The following is a 17,216-nucleotide window of genomic DNA, read 5'->3' on the forward strand; positions in this document are numbered from 1 at the left end:
TGCCTATTTTACTAGGTTTTGTTACTTTTTGATAACACATACTTTCGCTAAAAAATAGTGCTTAAGTCTAGTTTTGTAAAAAACAAAACCAACCTAAAATGAAAAAATTTTTTAATCTATTCCTCTTATTAGCATTACCGATTTTGGGATATGCACAAAATGGAAATATCCAAGGAATCATAACCGATGAAAACGGACTAACAGTTCCTGGATCTACCGTTTCAATAGTAACTATAAACAAAGGAACTGTTTCTGATTTTAATGGTAAGTATACCTTAGTAAACATACCTCAAGGTAACTACAATATTACTATAGAGTATTTAGGCTATGCAGACATTACACATCCGGTTGTTGTAAAACCAAATGAAACTGTAACTCTTAATTTTACATTAAATTCTGAAGACACTAGTTTAGACGAAGTATTAATTTCTGGATTTGGACTAAGCGGACAATCTAGAGCATTAAACACTCAAAAGAACAAACAAAATATTACAAACATTGTTTCTACAGACCAAGTTGGTAAATTTCCAGATTCAAATATTGGAGATGCTATTAAACGTATTCCTGGTATTACCATGCAAATGGATCAAGGTGAGGCAAGAAACGTTATTATACGTGGATTATCACCACAATTAAATTCGGTAACCTTAAACGGAAGTAGAATTCCTTCTGCAGAAAGTGATAATAGAAATGTACAGATGGATTTAATTCCATCAGATATGATTCAAACTATAGAAGTTAATAAAGCAGTAACTCCTGATATGGATGCCGATGCGCTTGGTGGATCAATAAATTTAATTACCAAAACATCACCTCAAGGTTTCCGTTTATCTGCAACAGCTGGTTCTGGTATCAACTTTATTTCAGATAAAAGAATTTTAAATGGTTCTTTCTTAGTTGGTGATCGCTCTAAAAACGACAAATTTGGTTGGGTAGTAGCTGCATCTGTTAATGATAACGATTTTGGTAGTCATAATGTAGAAGCAGAATGGACTGACGAATTTGAATATAATGCAGGAGATGAAGACAATCTTCTAGAAGTAGATGTTAATCCTTACGCCAATGTATTTGAAATTAGAGAATACCAAGTACAACGTATTAGAAGAAGTTTTTCTGCTAATTTCGATTATAAATTAGACGAAAACAATACTATTTTCTTCAAATCTATCTATAACTGGAGAGATGACAGAGAAAATAGATTTAGATTAGAACACGAAATTTTAGATGGTGAAGATATCGGAGCAGGAGATTTCTCTGTAGATGCTGATGGAAACCTAACTAGCTTTCTTGTAGAAGCTAAACGTCAGTCTAAAGGTGGTATTAATAGCGACCGTAACCAAAACACACGTTTAGAAGATCAAAGAATGCAAAACTACAGTTTAGGTGGTGAGCACTTATTTGGTGATATGCAATTAGATTGGACCGCGTCTTTCTCTAAAGCCTCTGAAGAACGCTTAAACGAACGTTATTTAGAATACGAAAGCGAATACGGAATTACATTTAACAACAATGAAGATAAGCCATTATACACGCCATTAACTGGAGAAGGTAGTTTTGAAGATTTTGAATTTGGTGAATTAACTGAAGAAAATCAATATACTGAAGAGAAAGATTTCAACTTGTTTGTAAATGCACGTTTGCCATTATCTTTAATTGAAGGCAACGAAGGGTTCTTAAAAATTGGTGCAAAAACTAGAATTAAGAATAAAAATAGAGACAATGATTTTACAGAATATGGAGATGAAACAGGTGCTTTAGATTTATTAGGAATGGTACCAACAAGAAACTATACTAATTCAGATTTCTTAGCAGGTAGCCAATATCAAATAGGAAATTTTGCTAGCCCAGAATTCATCGGGAACCTAGACCTTTACAATACAGAATTATTTGAAGGTGAAGATCTTCCTGAAGAATACATTACAGGAAACTTTGACGTCAATGAAGATGTATATGCTGGTTACGTGATGTTAACTCAAAATTTATCAGACAAATTCAGCATATTAGCTGGTATAAGAGTAGAACATACGTCTATTGAAAGTGAAGGTAGCGAGTTAGTTTTTGATACAGATGGTGATGTTTCAGGAATTAATACGTTGAAAGATAAAAACACTTATACTAACGTATTACCAGGTGTGCATTTAAAATATGATATTAATGACAACACGATATTAAGATTTGCTTGGACAAATACTTTAGCGCGCCCAAACTATGTAGATTTAGTAGCTTACCGTGAAATAAGCAATGAAGATGAAGAGATATTTTTAGGAAATCCTGAACTTAATCCTACAACATCTATGAATTTTGATATTATGGCAGAACATTACTTTAAGTCTGTAGGTATTATTTCTGGTGGTGTATTTTATAAAGATATTCAAGATTTTGTTTACACTTTTCAATCAGAAGATGAAAACGGTTATGAAGTTTACCAACCATTAAACGGTGATGATGCTTCTGTTTTAGGTGCTGAATTTTCTTTCCAACGTCGTTTAGACTTCCTACCTGGTTTTGCTAAAAACCTTAGTGTGTATTTAAACTATACATACCTTACTTCTAGTACAGACGGAATTAGAAATGAAGATGGTGAAGAGCGTTTAGACTTAGATTTACCACAAACATCACCTAACATGTACAATGCTTCTTTAGGTTATGCAGGAAAAAAATTCAGTTTACGTATATCTACTAATTACTCAGATTCTTACATCGATGAAATTGGCGGAAATGCTTTTGAAGATCGTTATTATGACGAGCAGTTTTTCTTAGATTTCAATGCAAACATTGCACTTAGCAGTAACTTAAGTATGTATGTTAATTTAAACAACATTACCAACCAACCGTTACGTTATTACCAAGGTGTAAAAGGCAGAACAATGCAAATGGAGTACTACGAAAAGCGTTTAACTGTAGGATTAAAATATGACCTATTTAAAAAATAAGAAGATGAAGAAAGTAATAATATTAAGTATCATGTCTATGGTAATTGTTTCATGTGGAAACGGTTTACCAGAAATAGCACCAACTTTAATAACCGAAAAATTACCACACGATAGTGATGATCCTGCAATATGGATTAACAAAGAAAACCCTGAGCAAAGTATTGTTTTCGGTACCAATAAAGACGAAGTTAATGGCGGTGTTTATGCGTTTGACTTAGATGGAAAAATTATCAAAGAAAAAAGTCTAACAGGAATTGCTTATCCTAATAACGTCGATGTAGAATACGGATTTAAAATTAACGACTCTACAGAAACGGATATTATGGTATTTTCAGAAAGAGAAAAACATCAAATACGTATGTACTCTATTCCAGATATGACACCTTTAGATAATGGCGGATTTAAAGTATTTACTGAGGAAACCGATGTAGAAATGAAACGACCAATGGGAGTTTCTATATATAAAAATCCTAAAACAGAAGCTATTTCTGTATTTGTAAGTCGAAAAAATGGTCCTGTAGAAGGTTATTTACACCAGTATAGTTTAGAATCTGATTCTTTAGGTATTCATGCTAATCTTTTAAGAAAAGTAGGCAAATTTAGTGGAAAAAAAGAAATCGAAGCTATTGCTGTAGATGATGAATTAGGTTTTGTGTACTGCTCTGATGAAGGTGTTGGCATTAGAAAAATATATGCAGATCCTAAAATGGGAAATGAAGAGATTTCGCTATTTGGTGGTGAAAACTTTAAAAAGGACATTGAAGGTATTGCTATAGCAACTTACCCAAATGGTGAAGGTTTTATTATAGTCTCTAACCAACAAGATCATAGTTTTAACTTTTATAAACGTAGTGATAATAGCTATGTTAAAACCTTAAATCTAGGAACGTTAGAAACGGATGGTTGTGATATTGTAACGACGTCCTTAGGAAAAAAATTCCCTAATGGTTTATTTGTATCTATGAATGATGAAAAAGACTTTTTCTATCATGCTGTAGATGCTTTAAAATTGAAATAAAAGCAAACACATAATTACTAAAAACCCTTTCTTATATCTTTAAGAAAGGGTTTTTAATTTATATAATTTCCATCTTCTTCAGTAGGAAACTGGCATTCATATTTTGGCAAACACCTTGCTTTAATTTATAATCGAAGAAGAGCTCATCATTTATAATTTCGGCATCAAAATAATAGTTTTTTACGGCTACTAATTCTTTTTCAATTTCAGTAAGACTTAAATCGTGGGTTGCAATAATACCTGTAGCGTTTTGTTTCACTAATTTCTCAACAAACTTACGAGAGCCAATTGCTTTATCTGTACTGTTTGTTCCTTTTAGAATTTCATCTAGAATAACAAAATAATTTTTATCATTTTCAATGGTATCTACCACAAACTTTAAGCGTGTAAGCTCACTAAAGAAGTACGAACTATCATCGGTTAATGAATCTGTAGTTCGCATACTTGTAATTAACTTAATAGGCTTGTATTTACTTTGTTTTGCACAAATTGGTAGTCCAACATTAGCCATAACGATATGAAGCGCTATAGTTCTTAAAAACGTACTTTTCCCTGCCATGTTTGCACCCGTAACAATGAAAAATTGTTCTTCTTTTAACTCTAAATCACTATCTACACGTTTTTCTGCATTTAATAACGGATGCCCTAAACCTTCTGCTAAAATAGTCACCGGATCTTCCGTTATAATTGGGTAAGTAAAATCTTGATGATTAAAGGCATAATTACCAAAACTATTAAAGGCATCAAAAAAGGTAACAACCTCAAACCAATCATCTACTTTATGTCCATATTTAGAAATCCATTTTTCAACATTAAAACTATTTCTAATATCAATAAGAAGAAATCCATTCCCAAAAACAGCAGAGATCAAATTGTTTCTATTATCTAAAGCATCTAAAACCTTTGAGAATTTTGAAAATATCTCAGAAGCTTTCACATCTTCAGACTGAATTAATTTTTGCTTTTCTTTTAATAATTTAGAAGTAAATTCTGTGGTTTCAATCGCTTTTAATAACAATGCATATTGTCTAAAAGTGTCTTTTGCGCGTTCCGTATGTTGTGAAAGGTTATTAATATGTTTTAAATAACGACCTGTAATCCCTAAACCTAACAGCAACCAATAACCGGCTATAGAAATCGATATAATTTCAGTAATTCCTAAGCCTAAAAGTACAACCGATGCCATAGCATATACGATGGTTAAAATATACTGTGTTTTACCTAAAAAAGGTTTATATTCTTTTAACCAGGTAATTATTGACGTTGCAGAATGCTCTATCTCCACGCCTTGAGCTACAGCAACATAATTTTGTCTCCATTTTGGTAAATCTCCTAATTCGTTTATAGCTTCTTGTCGCTCTTTGATATTAGTTATATCGTTAGAAAGTAAATTTTCACTCAATTTCTGAGCACCTTCTTTAAGTGCTGTTCTATTCATAAATTGAAAGAAAGATCCTTTACCAAATAAATCGATATCTAGACTAAAAAAGTGTTTAGGGTTTTGAAACGCTTCCCCATCTGCTCTTTCATAAAAATCACCTTTTGCTATTTTTAATTCTTCCTCATTAATAGCAATTAACCTTTTATGTAAGTTTCGTTTCGATTTTAGATCTGTATAGCGAGTTAATAGAAACAAAAAACAAGCAATACCAACTAAAGCAATTCCTGCAGCGATTTGCCAGTTCTGATAGGTAAAATAAATTCCTGTTACTACAAGTACAAAAATGGTAAGTCTAAGTATACTATATAAGCTAAGCTTTTTAAATATTTGTTTAGAAGCTGCTTGATTTATTTCTAGTTGTTCTTTGTAAAAAGACGCTGGATTTTGCATAAGTCTATAATAAAATTGAAATATAAGAAAAGAAAAAATCCCAAGACATAATTATGCTTGGGATTTATATATCATTTAACGTCTTCTGTTGAGAAGAAATTAGGTTTTAATCTTAACCTTTAATGTTTGCTGACATAAATTCACGGTTCATACGAGCAATGTTTTCTAAAGAAATTCCTTTAGGACATTCTACCTCACATGCACCAGTGTTTGTACAGTTACCAAAACCTTCAAGATCCATTTGTGCTACCATGTTTTTAACACGATCTGCAGCTTCAACTTGTCCTTGAGGTAATAAAGCATATTGAGATACTTTAGCGCCTACAAATAACATAGCAGAAGAGTTTTTACAACTCGCTACACAAGCACCACAACCAATACAAGTTGCTGCATCCATAGCTTCGTCTGCTGCGTGTTTAGAAATAGGAAGTGAGTTAGCATCTTGTGTATTACCAGAAGTGTTTACAGAAATATAACCACCTGCTTGTTGAATACGCTCAAAAGCCATTCTGTCTACAATTAAATCTTTAATTACAGGAAAAGCTGCTGCTCTCCATGGTTCAATTGTAATAGTATCACCATCGTTAAACATACGCATGTGTAACTGGCAAGTTGTGATTCCACGGTCAGGACCATGAGCTTCACCGTTAATATATAAAGAACACATTCCGCAAATTCCTTCACGACAATCATGATCAAAAGCAACAGGCTCTTCACCTGTATTTACTAATTGTTCATTTAAAACATCCATCATTTCTAAGAAAGACATATGTTCTGAAATATCAGTTACTTTATAATCGACCATTTGACCCTTATCTTGTGAGTCTTTTTGTCTCCAAATTTTAAGTGTTAAATCCATAATGTCAATCTTATTTGTATGAACGTTGTTTTAGTTCAATATCTTTAAATTCTAATTCTTCTTTATGTAAAACCGCATCTGCTGGTTCTCCTTTGTATTCCCAAGCTGATACAAAAGCGTAATCTTTATCGTTACGTTTTGCTTCTCCTTTTTGTTCTCCATCTAGTTCTACAGACTCTTCTCTAAAGTGTCCACCACAAGATTCGTTTCTTTCTAAAGCATCTTTAGCAAATAATTCTCCTAATTCTAAGAAATCTGCAACACGACCCGCTTTTTCTAATTCTACATTCATTTCGTTTGCAGTACCAGGAACTTTTACTTCTTTCCAGAATTCTTCACGAATCGCTTTAATTTCAGCCATAGCTTCCGTTAAATCTTTTGCGTTTCTAGACATTCCTACTTTGTCCCACATTACTTTCCCAAGACGTTTATGGAAATGATCGACAGACTTAGTTCCCTCATTATTAATAAAGAATTCTATTCTATCTCTTACTTCTTTTTCAACTTCATCAAATTCTTTTGTTTCAGTTGAAATTTTTCCTGTTCTAATATCATTAGATAAGTAATCACCAATTGTATAAGGTAATACAAAATAACCATCAGCTAAACCTTGCATTAAAGCAGAAGCACCAAGTCTGTTTGCACCATGATCAGAGAAGTTAGCTTCACCAATACAGTATAAACCTTCAACAGTAGTCATTAAGTTATAATCAACCCAAACACCACCCATTGTATAGTGTGTTGCAGGATAAATCATCATTGGAGTTTCATATGGATTTTCAGCGATGATTTTTTCATACATCTGAAATAAGTTACCATACTTACTTTCTATAATTCCTTGACCTAATTTTTTAATTTCTGCGTCAGAAGCATTTTTAATTCCATGAATCTTTGCTTGCTCTTTACCATAACGTACAAAAGCAGATGCGAAATCTAAATATACAGCTTCTCCTGTTCCATTAACACCATAACCAGCATCGCAACGTTCTTTTGCTGCTCTAGATGCTACATCACGTGGTACTAAGTTACCAAAAGCAGGGTAACGACGTTCTAAATAGTAATCTCTATCTTCTTCTGCAATATCAGTAGGTTTTAATTTTCCTTGTTGTATTGCTTTAGCGTCTTCTAATTTTGCAGGAACCCAAATTCTACCATCATTACGTAATGACTCTGACATCAACGTTAATTTAGATTGGTAATCTCCTGAACGTGGAATACACGTTGGGTGAATTTGTGTAAAACAAGGATTTGCGAAATAGGCTCCTTTTTTATGTATTTTCCAAGCTGCAGTTGCATTAGAACCCATAGCGTTGGTTGATAAGAAATATACATTTCCGTAACCTCCAGTTGCTATAACTACGGCGTGAGCTGAGTGACGTTCTATTTCTCCTGTAATTAAATTACGAGCAATAATACCTCTTGCTTTTCCATCAACTTTTACAACATCTAACATTTCGTGACGGTTGAACATCTCAATCTTACCACGAGCAATCTGACGGTTCATTGCAGAATAAGCTCCTAATAATAATTGTTGTCCTGTTTGTCCTTTAGCGTAAAACGTTCTTGATACTAATACACCACCAAATGAACGGTTATCTAATAATCCACCATAATCACGTGCAAAAGGAACACCTTGAGCAACACATTGGTCAATAATATTACCAGATACCTCAGCTAAACGATAGACGTTTGCTTCACGCGAACGGTAATCTCCACCTTTTACAGTATCATAAAAAAGACGGTAATTAGAGTCACCATCTCCCATGTAATTTTTTGCTGCGTTAATACCACCTTGAGCCGCAATTGAGTGCGCTCTACGAGGTGAATCTTGGTAAGCAAAAGCTTTTACGTTATATCCTAATTCTGCTAAAGTTGCTGCTGCAGAACCTCCAGCTAATCCTGTTCCTACTACAATAATGTCGATATGACGTTTGTTTGCAGGGTTTACAAGATTGATATTATCTTTATAAGTTGTCCATTTATCTTTAATTGGACCTTCTGGTACTTTTGAATCTAAAGCCATATATATTTAAGATTAATGGTTAAAGTGGTGAAATAATGCTACGATAACAAAACCTAAAGGAATGATAATTGAATATGCTAACCCAAAGTTTTTAAAGAATTTCTTTCTACTAGAAGCAACTCCCATTGACTGTAAAGAAGAAGTAAATCCGTGCATTAAGTGTAATGATAAGAAGACAAAAGCTACTACATATGCTATAACTCTCCATATTGGAACAAACTTATGTTGTAACTCACCAAAGTATCTTGTTGGATCTTCTGGTAATACTTCTATATATTTATGGTTAATTTCTGGAACCCAAAAATCAATAAAGTGAAGTACAATAAATGCTAAAATAGCAAGTCCACTGTAAATCATGTTTCTACTCATCCATGATGAGTTTGCTGCTCCATTATTTTTTTTGTAGCTAATATTCCCTACAGCTTTTCTATTTCTCACTTCTAAAACAAACCCAAGTACAAAGTGAAAAATCACTCCGAAAACTAAAACGGGTTGTAGCGCAAATTGTACTAACGGATTGGTTCCCATAAAATGAGATAATTCGTTAAACAAGTCAGCACTAAAAACTGACGTAATGTTAACTGCTAAGTGAATAATTAAGAAAAAAATTAGGAATAACGCAGAAAGTGCCATGGCAATCTTTCTTCCTATCGACGAATTTAGAATTCCGCTCATTGTTGATTTGATTAGTTTTTATGTTTAACAAAGATACACAGCAAATGGGTTTTTGACAACTTCACCGTGTTATAAATAATTTATTTAGAATCAATTTAATTAGCCTTCAATACCATTGTTAGTCTTCCTCTTGAACACATCATAAAATCAATGAATACAACACTTTAGAACACGCTCTATCAATTACAACACTGCCATTATTTCGGCAATTATTATAATTAAGACCAATGAAAAAGGATAAACTGCAGCATAAGCAATTTGAGGGGCTTCAGATTCTGTCATAGAATCCGCAGCACTTAAACCCGGTGTTGATGTCATTCCACCTGTTAAAGCACCTAAAATAGACAAGAAATTAATCTTCATAAAAAAGCGACCTACAATAACTGTTATAATCATTGGCACTAATGTAATAATTGCTCCATATAGAAATAAAACAACCCCATGCTCTTGAATGGCTGAAACCAAACTTTGTCCTGCATTTAAGCCAACGGGAGTTAAAAATAACAACAGTCCAAATTGACGTAATATTTGATTTGCAGGACCTGTCAAATTCCAAATTACACCAGCAAATTTACCTTTCCAACTTAAAAATATTGATGCTAAAAGTACACCCCCTGTTAAACCCAATTTAAGATGCATACTTCCTAATGGAATAGCAATAAAACCAAGTATTACACCGATAGCGATACCAAATGCAACAGGTAAAAAACTTGTTTCTCCTATTCTTTTTAAACTATCACCAAAAAGCTGTGTTACTGCTGACACATTACCCTTAGAAGAAGATACTAAAACTTTATCACCATATTTAACTCGAGTTGTAGGGTGAGGTGCTAAATCTATACTAGCTCTTCTTATACGTGTGATGGTTGCCGAGTAATTTTCAAAAAGGTTAAGTTCTTTTATTGTTTTGTTAACCACAGTATCATTACTAACAACATACCACTTAATATCATATTTGCCACTACGTGGTATTTCTATATCAGTAACTTTACCTAACAATAGCTCTATACGACTTAATGCATTGACAGTCCCAACTGCTTTTATAATATCACCTGTCTCTAAAATAGTATCACGTGTTGGATAGAACGGAAGTTGATTAGGTTTCATTATACGAGAAATATTCGCCTTAGTCATAAAACGTATTCTCAATTCTTTAATCGTTTTCCCGTTTACATTTTCATTAGAAATAATTAAATTCTTATTAATTACTGGAGGTGTACTTGATTTTGATATCTCTTCAAAATTCTTCTCTTCAGTTTTAATATTCACTTTAAATAATAAAGGCCCAAGCTTTACAAATAAAATAACTCCTAAAACACCAAACGGATATGCAATACCATAACCAATGGATGCTAACGGTGACCCTGAAGCTTCTATAGATGCTGCCAAACCCGGTGTAGAAGTTAATGCACCTGTTAGCAAACCACTCATCATGTTCATATCTACATCATACAAATAAGAAATAGATATAGCAGTAAGCCCACCAGCTATGACACTAATTCCTGCAAGCAGAATAAGTTTTGCTCCATTTTCTTTAAATGAACTAAAAAACGAAGGCCCAGCTTGCATACCAATTGTGTAAATAAACAATACTAAACCTACACTCTGTATAATCGGTGGAATACTAAAATTTACGCCATAAAAATTATATAAATACCCAAAGAAAATAGCCACAAAGATAACTGCCGAAGTATCAAAGCTAATTCCCTTTATTCGCACATTACCAAGCGCAATCCCAAAGCCAATAACTAGGAATAATACAAAGTAGTCTTTGGTGAGTAATTCTGAAATAAATCCCATATTCAATAACTATTTTTATTTAGCTGAACAAAAGTATACGGTTGCTCAATTCAATTTTATGATTAATATCACTTTATAGGTCATCACCACAAATAATAATTAAATTTTTATTCTTGAATCCCCTGTAAACATTGAACGAATACGTTGTAGTAAGTTTTTATATTTAATTTCAACCTCAACTTTCAGGTTCATTATAATTGTAAAATTAACAATGATAATGAAATGTTAAAAACCTAAGATACAAAACTTCTATTTTAAGTATTCGTTAAATAAAACCTTAGCTTTGTAATTCAAAATAAATTCCAAAATTATGAAATACAATCAAATTAACTCCGATCTCTTCATAAACAACAGAAAAAACTTTAAAAACAAAATGGTTAGCAACAGTTTAGCTGTTTTTAACTCTAATGATGTTTACCCAATTGGGGCTGATAGTACTATACCTTTTCAGCAAGATAGAAACATATTTTATTTAAGTGGTGTAGATCAAGAAGAAAGTACTTTAGTACTTTTTCCTGATTGTCCGAATCCAAAACACCGAGAAATTTTATTTTTAACCGAAACAAATGCACATATCGCTGTTTGGGAAGGTGAAAAATTGACTAAAGAAAAAGCTTTTGAAACCTCTGGTGTAAGTACCGTTTATTGGCTTCAAGATTTTGACCGTGTCATGAAAGAAATTATGTCTCAAGCAGACACAATCTACATCAACACTAACGAACATTACCGTGCTAGTGTAGCAACAGAAACACGCGAAGACAGATTTAATAAAGCAGTTAGAGCACAATTCCCAGCACATAAAGTAGAAAAGAGCAATCCTATTTTACAACGTTTACGTTCTGTAAAACATCCTTTAGAATTAGACATTATACAAGAAGCTTGTAACATTACAGAAAAAGGATTTAGAAGAATCTTAGAATTTGTAAAACCAGATGTTTGGGAATACAATATTGAAGCGGAGTTTATGCACGAGTTTTTAAACAATCGCTCAAAAGGATTTGCATACACACCAATTGTCGCTTCAGGAAACAACGCCAACGTTTTACACTATATTGAAAACAATAAACAATGTAAAGCTGGTGATTTAATTCTTTTAGATATCGGAGCAGAATACGCTAATTACGCAAGTGACATGAGTAGAACGATTCCTGTTTCTGGTAAATTTACTAAACGCCAAAAAGAAGTTTACAATGCTATAAATCGTGTAAAAAATGAAGCGACCAAAATGCTAACTCCCGGAACAATTTGGGCAGATTACCATAAGGAAGTAGGAAAAATAGCAACTTCAGAAATGTTAAGCTTAGGACTATTAGATAAAGCTGATGTACAAAATGAGGATAAAGATTGGCCTGCGTATAAAAAATATTTTATGCACGGAACATCTCACCATATGGGATTAGATACTCATGATTACGGTATTCTTCACGAACCTATGAAAGCTAATATGGTATTTACCGTAGAACCTGGTTTTTACATTCCAGATGAAGGTTTCGGAATCCGTATTGAAGATGATGTTGTTATACAAGAAAGCGGAGAACCTTTCAACTTAATGCGCAACATCCCTATTGAAGCTGATGAGATTGAAGATCTTATGAACTAAAAACCCTCATATAAATCTTAAATATAAAAAAGCCAAAACAAATTAATGTTTTGGCTTTTTTTTGAACAAATTAAAATTAATCAATTAAACAGCAACGCTGCTGTCTTCAAAAACATAGCGTTGTAATTTTTGCAAGGTTTCTAATTTATCACTCGTATTTACTAAAAGTGATATATTATTATAACTACCACCATATGCAATCATTCTTACATTTACGTCTTGTAAAACTTGAAATAATTCTGGTGTATCTGGGTGATAAATAATATGGTTTCCAACCAAACAAACGATACTCATATAGTCATCGATTGCAACTTTTGCGAATTTTTCTAATTCCTCTGTAATAGACTCTAAATGAGTCGTATTATCTATCGTTAAAGACACCGCAATTTCAGAGGTTGTAATCATATCTATTGACGTTTCATATTTCTCAAAAATCTCAAAAACTTTCTTTAAAAATCCGTGTGCTAATAGCATGCGTACAGATTTAATTTTAATCGCTGTAATATTATCTTTTGCCGCAATCGCTTTGATTCCTTCACCATTAACCTCATTAGTAATTAAAGTTCCATGAGCTTCAGGATCCATTGTATTTTTTAATCGAAGCGGAATATCTAATGCACGCATTGGCATTACCGTGTGAGGATGTAGAATTTTAGCTCCAAAATAAGCCAACTCCGCAGCTTCATCATAAGATAAATGTGATAAAGCTGTTGTGTTATCTACAAAACGAGGATCGTTATTATGAAATCCATCAATATCAGTCCAAATCTGTACCTCTTCAGCTTCTATAGCAGCCCCAATAATAGTTGCTGTATAATCACTACCTCCACGTTCTAAATTAGTTATTACACCATCGACATCTAAGCAAATAAAACCCTGAGTAATATAAACATCAGCTTCATTTGTATCCTGCATTAAACGCTCTAAATTCTGTTTGATATAGAAGTTATCTGGTTCATTCGCTCTATCCGTTCTCATAAATTCTAAAGCAGGCAATAAAGCAACTTTTAAGCCATCTTGTTGCAGTAATCTACTAAACATAAATGTAGAAAGTAATTCTCCATTCGCTAAAATGGTATTGTGAAGTAATACAGAATGTGGTTGATTTACAGCAGCTAATAAAGATTCAAAAATTGAATTAACATACTGAATCACCTCTTGATATAAAGCTTTATTTTGAATTAAATCGAAAACTGTTTTTCTGTAAGCTTCGTTTAATTCCTTAATTTTTGCTTCTGCTTCGTTAGTTGCATTCCCCTTAATTAAACTTGAAATTTCAACCAGAGCATTAGTAGTACCAGACATTGCTGATAAAACCACAATCTTCTTACCCTTAGTGCTTATAATATCTTTAACGTGGTTCATGTTAACTACAGAACCTACTGACGTACCTCCAAACTTATATACTAACATAATTTTTAATTTTATGGTACAAATGTAGAGGTGACATTTGGAATAAACATAAAAATTAAAAAAATAGTTATTTTTTACACAGTTTGTTAAATATATAACAAAAATAGAATAATTAACCGTGTAATTAAGACTTTAGAAGAAATAAATGACCTTTATTTCTTTAGCTGAAAAACAGAAACACTCAAAAAAGTAATAAAAGAAGGCAAGACCCAACCTAAACTATAATTTGCCATAGGGATATAATTTGTTATACTTTTCAATCCTTCAGTAGGACTTAAAAAACCAATAACATCTGGAATGCTAAATAAAATTGTAATGACAACAACCGCTCTAAAAACTAAAGGAGTTGCAATATTTTCTGGTAAGACATTCAACAAAATAAGAATAATAGTAATTGGATATATAAATAATAACACCGGAACACCCACTAGAATGATAGAATTAAAATCTAACTGACCAACTACAACTCCAAATACACAAGCTAGAACTGCCGAAATAATATAAACTCTTTTAGAATCATTAAGTAAACCTTTAAAATAATCTGCAGTACCAGCCACAATACCAATAGCTGTAGTTAAACAGGCTAATGAAATTAAAACACTAAGAATAGTGTTTCCAAATTCACCTAAAGAAGCAATACTAATACCACGCAATAAATTAGCACGTTGCATATCATTACTTAATCCTGAATCTATAGAAATATCTGAGCCGTAATAAGCACCAACAGCTATTAAACCAGCATAAATAACAAATAGACCTAAACCAGCTATAAAACCCGACTTCCTGATTAATGTCCGCTTAGAACTATAAGCCTCAACTGACATGTTTTTAAAATTTAAAGACACAATAATCACAGCACCTACAACAACGGAAGCAATAGCATCAAAGGTTTGATAGCCTTCTAAAAAACCTGTAATAATTGGTGTTTTAGATTGTGAAACTCCTGTATTAAATTCTGAAGAAGCCAAAGCAATACCAATAACAGCCAATAAAAGCAACACAATAAAAGGCGTTAAAAATTTACCGATAACATTGAGGATTTTTGCCCGGTTAAGCACAAAAATCAAAACCAAAGAGAAATAAATTGAACTTGTTAGTAAAGGACTTGTTCCAAAAGCAGGAAACACAGCAACTTCATGTGTTGCCACAGCAGTTCTTGGTGATGGAATAGCAACAGCAATGACATAAATTAGAATACAATAAATTACACTAAAACTTTTAGATACTTTTTTGCCAAAATCAAATAGTGTTCCTTGTAATCTTGAATGAGCGAGAATCCCGAGAATAGGAATAACAACAGCTGTAATCATGAAGCCAATGGTTACTAAAAACCAATTCTCTCCTGCATTATAACCTAATAATGGCGGAATTAATAAATTTCCTGCTCCAAAAAATAAAGAGAACAGACCAAAACTAGTTATTAAAAGTTCTTTACGTTGAATATTCACTTACTACTTTTTCTTAAGTTCTAAATCTCCAAAATCGAAACTAAAATCGGTAATTGGAGCAATGTAATTCATTGTTGCAGAAACAGCTTCTCCTTTTTCATTAAAGGTAAATTGGACATAAACATCAGCATCAAAACTTCGATTATTCCACTTAGCCACAAAAGTTGTTGAATTATATGGTAATAACTCACCAAATAACTGGGAAGATCTTACACTCTTAATTGTATATCCTTTTTTAGCTTCATGAGAAATAACAATATCCCCAAACCAATCATCCGCATAAGTCCCCACAATCTGTTCTGGTTTTGGTATCGTTTTTAATTTCTTTGCTTTTTTTACTTTAGCATACACCTCAGCTTTTACACTATCATTAAATTTAATGTAATCAGCGTTTCCTGAACCATAATTCTCTAACCAATTTCTATTGCCATAACCTAAATAAGCATCTTTAATAGTATTTGTAATGGTACTAAAAGCAGAACCATTCATTTGGTTGGTTAAAACAACAATCCCTAAGTCTAAATCCGGAATCATTGTAAACTGAGTTACGGTACCTAATAAACCACCGGTATGATAAACTTGTTTATGTCCACCTTTTACATCAGAAACAAACCAACCTAAACCGTAACCTTTAAAGTTAGAATTATAAGAATCATTTGGATACACTTTTAATGGGGTTTGTAATTGCCAAAGCTCATGAAATTGTTTTTGGCTCAATAGACGCTCTCCATTTTTAGTTACAGCATTATTCATTAAAAACTGAGACCATGTTAGCATGTCTGTAATATTACTTACAATTCCACCAGCTGGGTTTGCAAGCGCACTCCAATCATGCGGAATCTGAATAACCTCACCTTCAGTCATTGTATGCGCATCAATAATATTCGATTTATCGGTAACACGATTGTATGATGCTTTACTACTTGTCATTCCAACAGGTTGCAAAATTTTAGTTTCAATAAATTCTTCCCAAGACAAACCACTTACACGTTTTAAAACTTCACCCGCAATGATAAACATGTTATTATTATACTTAAACTGACTTCTAAATGAACTTTCAGGTTCTAAATACTGAACATTAGCAATAACATCGTCAATTGTAAAATCTCCTCCTTCAGGAAAAAACATTAAATCACCTGCACCTAAACCCAATCCGCTACGGTGTGTTAATAAATCTCTAACCGTAAATTGCTCAGTTACCCAAGCATCATGAAGTTTGAATTCTGGAATATACTGACGAACTTTATCATCCCAATTCAACTTACCCGCATCTACCATCATTGCTAGAGCAAAACATGTAAATCCCTTACTATTTGAAGCGATGCCCACTAAAGTCTCGTCATTCATTTCCTTTTTATTAGTCAATGAACGTACACCATGACCTTTAGAATAGATAATTTTCCCATCCTTATAAATACCAACAGAGATACCAGGAACATCAAACGTGGTTAATGTTGCTTCAATTAAGCTATCTAAGGATTGTTCTTTAATTTGTGCATTTAACAAGAAAACTGAAACAAATAGAACCGAAGTAAAAAATCGTTTTAAAAACATGAAATGAAAATTTAATTTTGAATGCCACCAAAGATACTAAAATGTTATAACGAATAAAGGTC

At 32.7% G+C, this 17,216-nt stretch carries 11 protein-coding genes; 3 read left to right on the forward strand and 8 right to left on the reverse strand.

What is annotated here, in order from left to right; translation table 11 throughout:
- The first annotated feature begins 98 nt into the window (after positions 1-98).
- Positions 99-2,933 (forward strand): TonB-dependent receptor, encoded by a 2,835-nt coding sequence (locus H0I32_RS07440; protein ID WP_179312307.1) that lies wholly within the window; start codon positions 99-101, stop codon positions 2,931-2,933.
- Between the two features lie 4 nt (positions 2,934-2,937).
- On the forward strand, positions 2,938-3,951 hold the full coding sequence (locus tag H0I32_RS07445; RefSeq protein WP_179312305.1) for a phytase: 1,014 nt from the start codon (positions 2,938-2,940) through the stop codon (positions 3,949-3,951).
- Positions 3,952-4,009: 58 nt separating this feature from the next.
- Here H0I32_RS07445 and H0I32_RS07450 read toward each other — a convergent pair whose 3' ends face one another.
- The 5 genes from H0I32_RS07450 to H0I32_RS07470 form a co-directional block, all read right to left on the reverse strand.
- Positions 4,010-5,782, reverse strand: a complete 1,773-nt coding sequence (locus H0I32_RS07450) for a MutS-related protein (protein ID WP_179312303.1) — start codon at positions 5,780-5,782, stop codon at positions 4,010-4,012.
- Positions 5,783-5,894: 112 nt separating this feature from the next.
- Positions 5,895-6,641 (reverse strand): succinate dehydrogenase/fumarate reductase iron-sulfur subunit, encoded by a 747-nt coding sequence (locus H0I32_RS07455; RefSeq protein WP_173587460.1) that lies wholly within the window; start codon positions 6,639-6,641, stop codon positions 5,895-5,897.
- Between the two features lie 10 nt (positions 6,642-6,651).
- Positions 6,652-8,664 carry a fumarate reductase/succinate dehydrogenase flavoprotein subunit gene (locus H0I32_RS07460; RefSeq protein WP_173587461.1) on the reverse strand — a complete coding sequence of 671 codons (2,013 nt, stop codon included), beginning with the start codon at positions 8,662-8,664 and terminating at the stop codon, positions 6,652-6,654.
- A 12-nt stretch (positions 8,665-8,676) separates the two neighbouring features.
- Positions 8,677-9,339 carry a succinate dehydrogenase cytochrome b subunit gene (locus H0I32_RS07465; RefSeq protein ID WP_173587462.1) on the reverse strand — a complete coding sequence of 221 codons (663 nt, stop codon included), beginning with the start codon at positions 9,337-9,339 and terminating at the stop codon, positions 8,677-8,679.
- A gap of 183 nt (positions 9,340-9,522) precedes the next feature.
- Positions 9,523-11,139 carry an aspartate:alanine exchanger family transporter gene (locus H0I32_RS07470; protein ID WP_179312301.1) on the reverse strand — a complete coding sequence of 539 codons (1,617 nt, stop codon included), beginning with the start codon at positions 11,137-11,139 and terminating at the stop codon, positions 9,523-9,525.
- Positions 11,140-11,449: 310 nt separating this feature from the next.
- Between H0I32_RS07470 and H0I32_RS07475 the strand changes: the two genes are divergently transcribed.
- Complete coding sequence (locus H0I32_RS07475) at positions 11,450-12,739, forward strand: aminopeptidase P family protein (RefSeq protein ID WP_179312299.1); 1,290 nt, start codon at positions 11,450-11,452, stop codon at positions 12,737-12,739.
- A gap of 84 nt (positions 12,740-12,823) precedes the next feature.
- Here the strand turns inward: H0I32_RS07475 and H0I32_RS07480 are convergent, their stop codons facing one another.
- The 3 genes from H0I32_RS07480 to H0I32_RS07490 all read right to left on the reverse strand — a co-directional run bounded on the left by H0I32_RS07480 (position 12,824) and on the right by H0I32_RS07490 (position 17,154).
- Complete coding sequence (locus H0I32_RS07480; RefSeq protein ID WP_179312297.1) at positions 12,824-14,152, reverse strand: aspartate kinase; 1,329 nt, start codon at positions 14,150-14,152, stop codon at positions 12,824-12,826.
- Positions 14,153-14,304: 152 nt separating this feature from the next.
- Positions 14,305-15,600 (reverse strand): branched-chain amino acid transport system II carrier protein, encoded by a 1,296-nt coding sequence (locus H0I32_RS07485; protein WP_179312295.1) that lies wholly within the window; start codon positions 15,598-15,600, stop codon positions 14,305-14,307.
- A 3-nt stretch (positions 15,601-15,603) separates the two neighbouring features.
- Positions 15,604-17,154 (reverse strand): serine hydrolase, encoded by a 1,551-nt coding sequence (locus tag H0I32_RS07490; RefSeq protein WP_173587467.1) that lies wholly within the window; start codon positions 17,152-17,154, stop codon positions 15,604-15,606.
- Positions 17,155-17,216: the final 62 nt, after the last annotated feature.

It is taken from the genome of Winogradskyella sp. HaHa_3_26, from assembly GCF_019278425.1.
In the GTDB taxonomy this organism is placed as follows: domain Bacteria; phylum Bacteroidota; class Bacteroidia; order Flavobacteriales; family Flavobacteriaceae; genus Winogradskyella; species Winogradskyella undariae.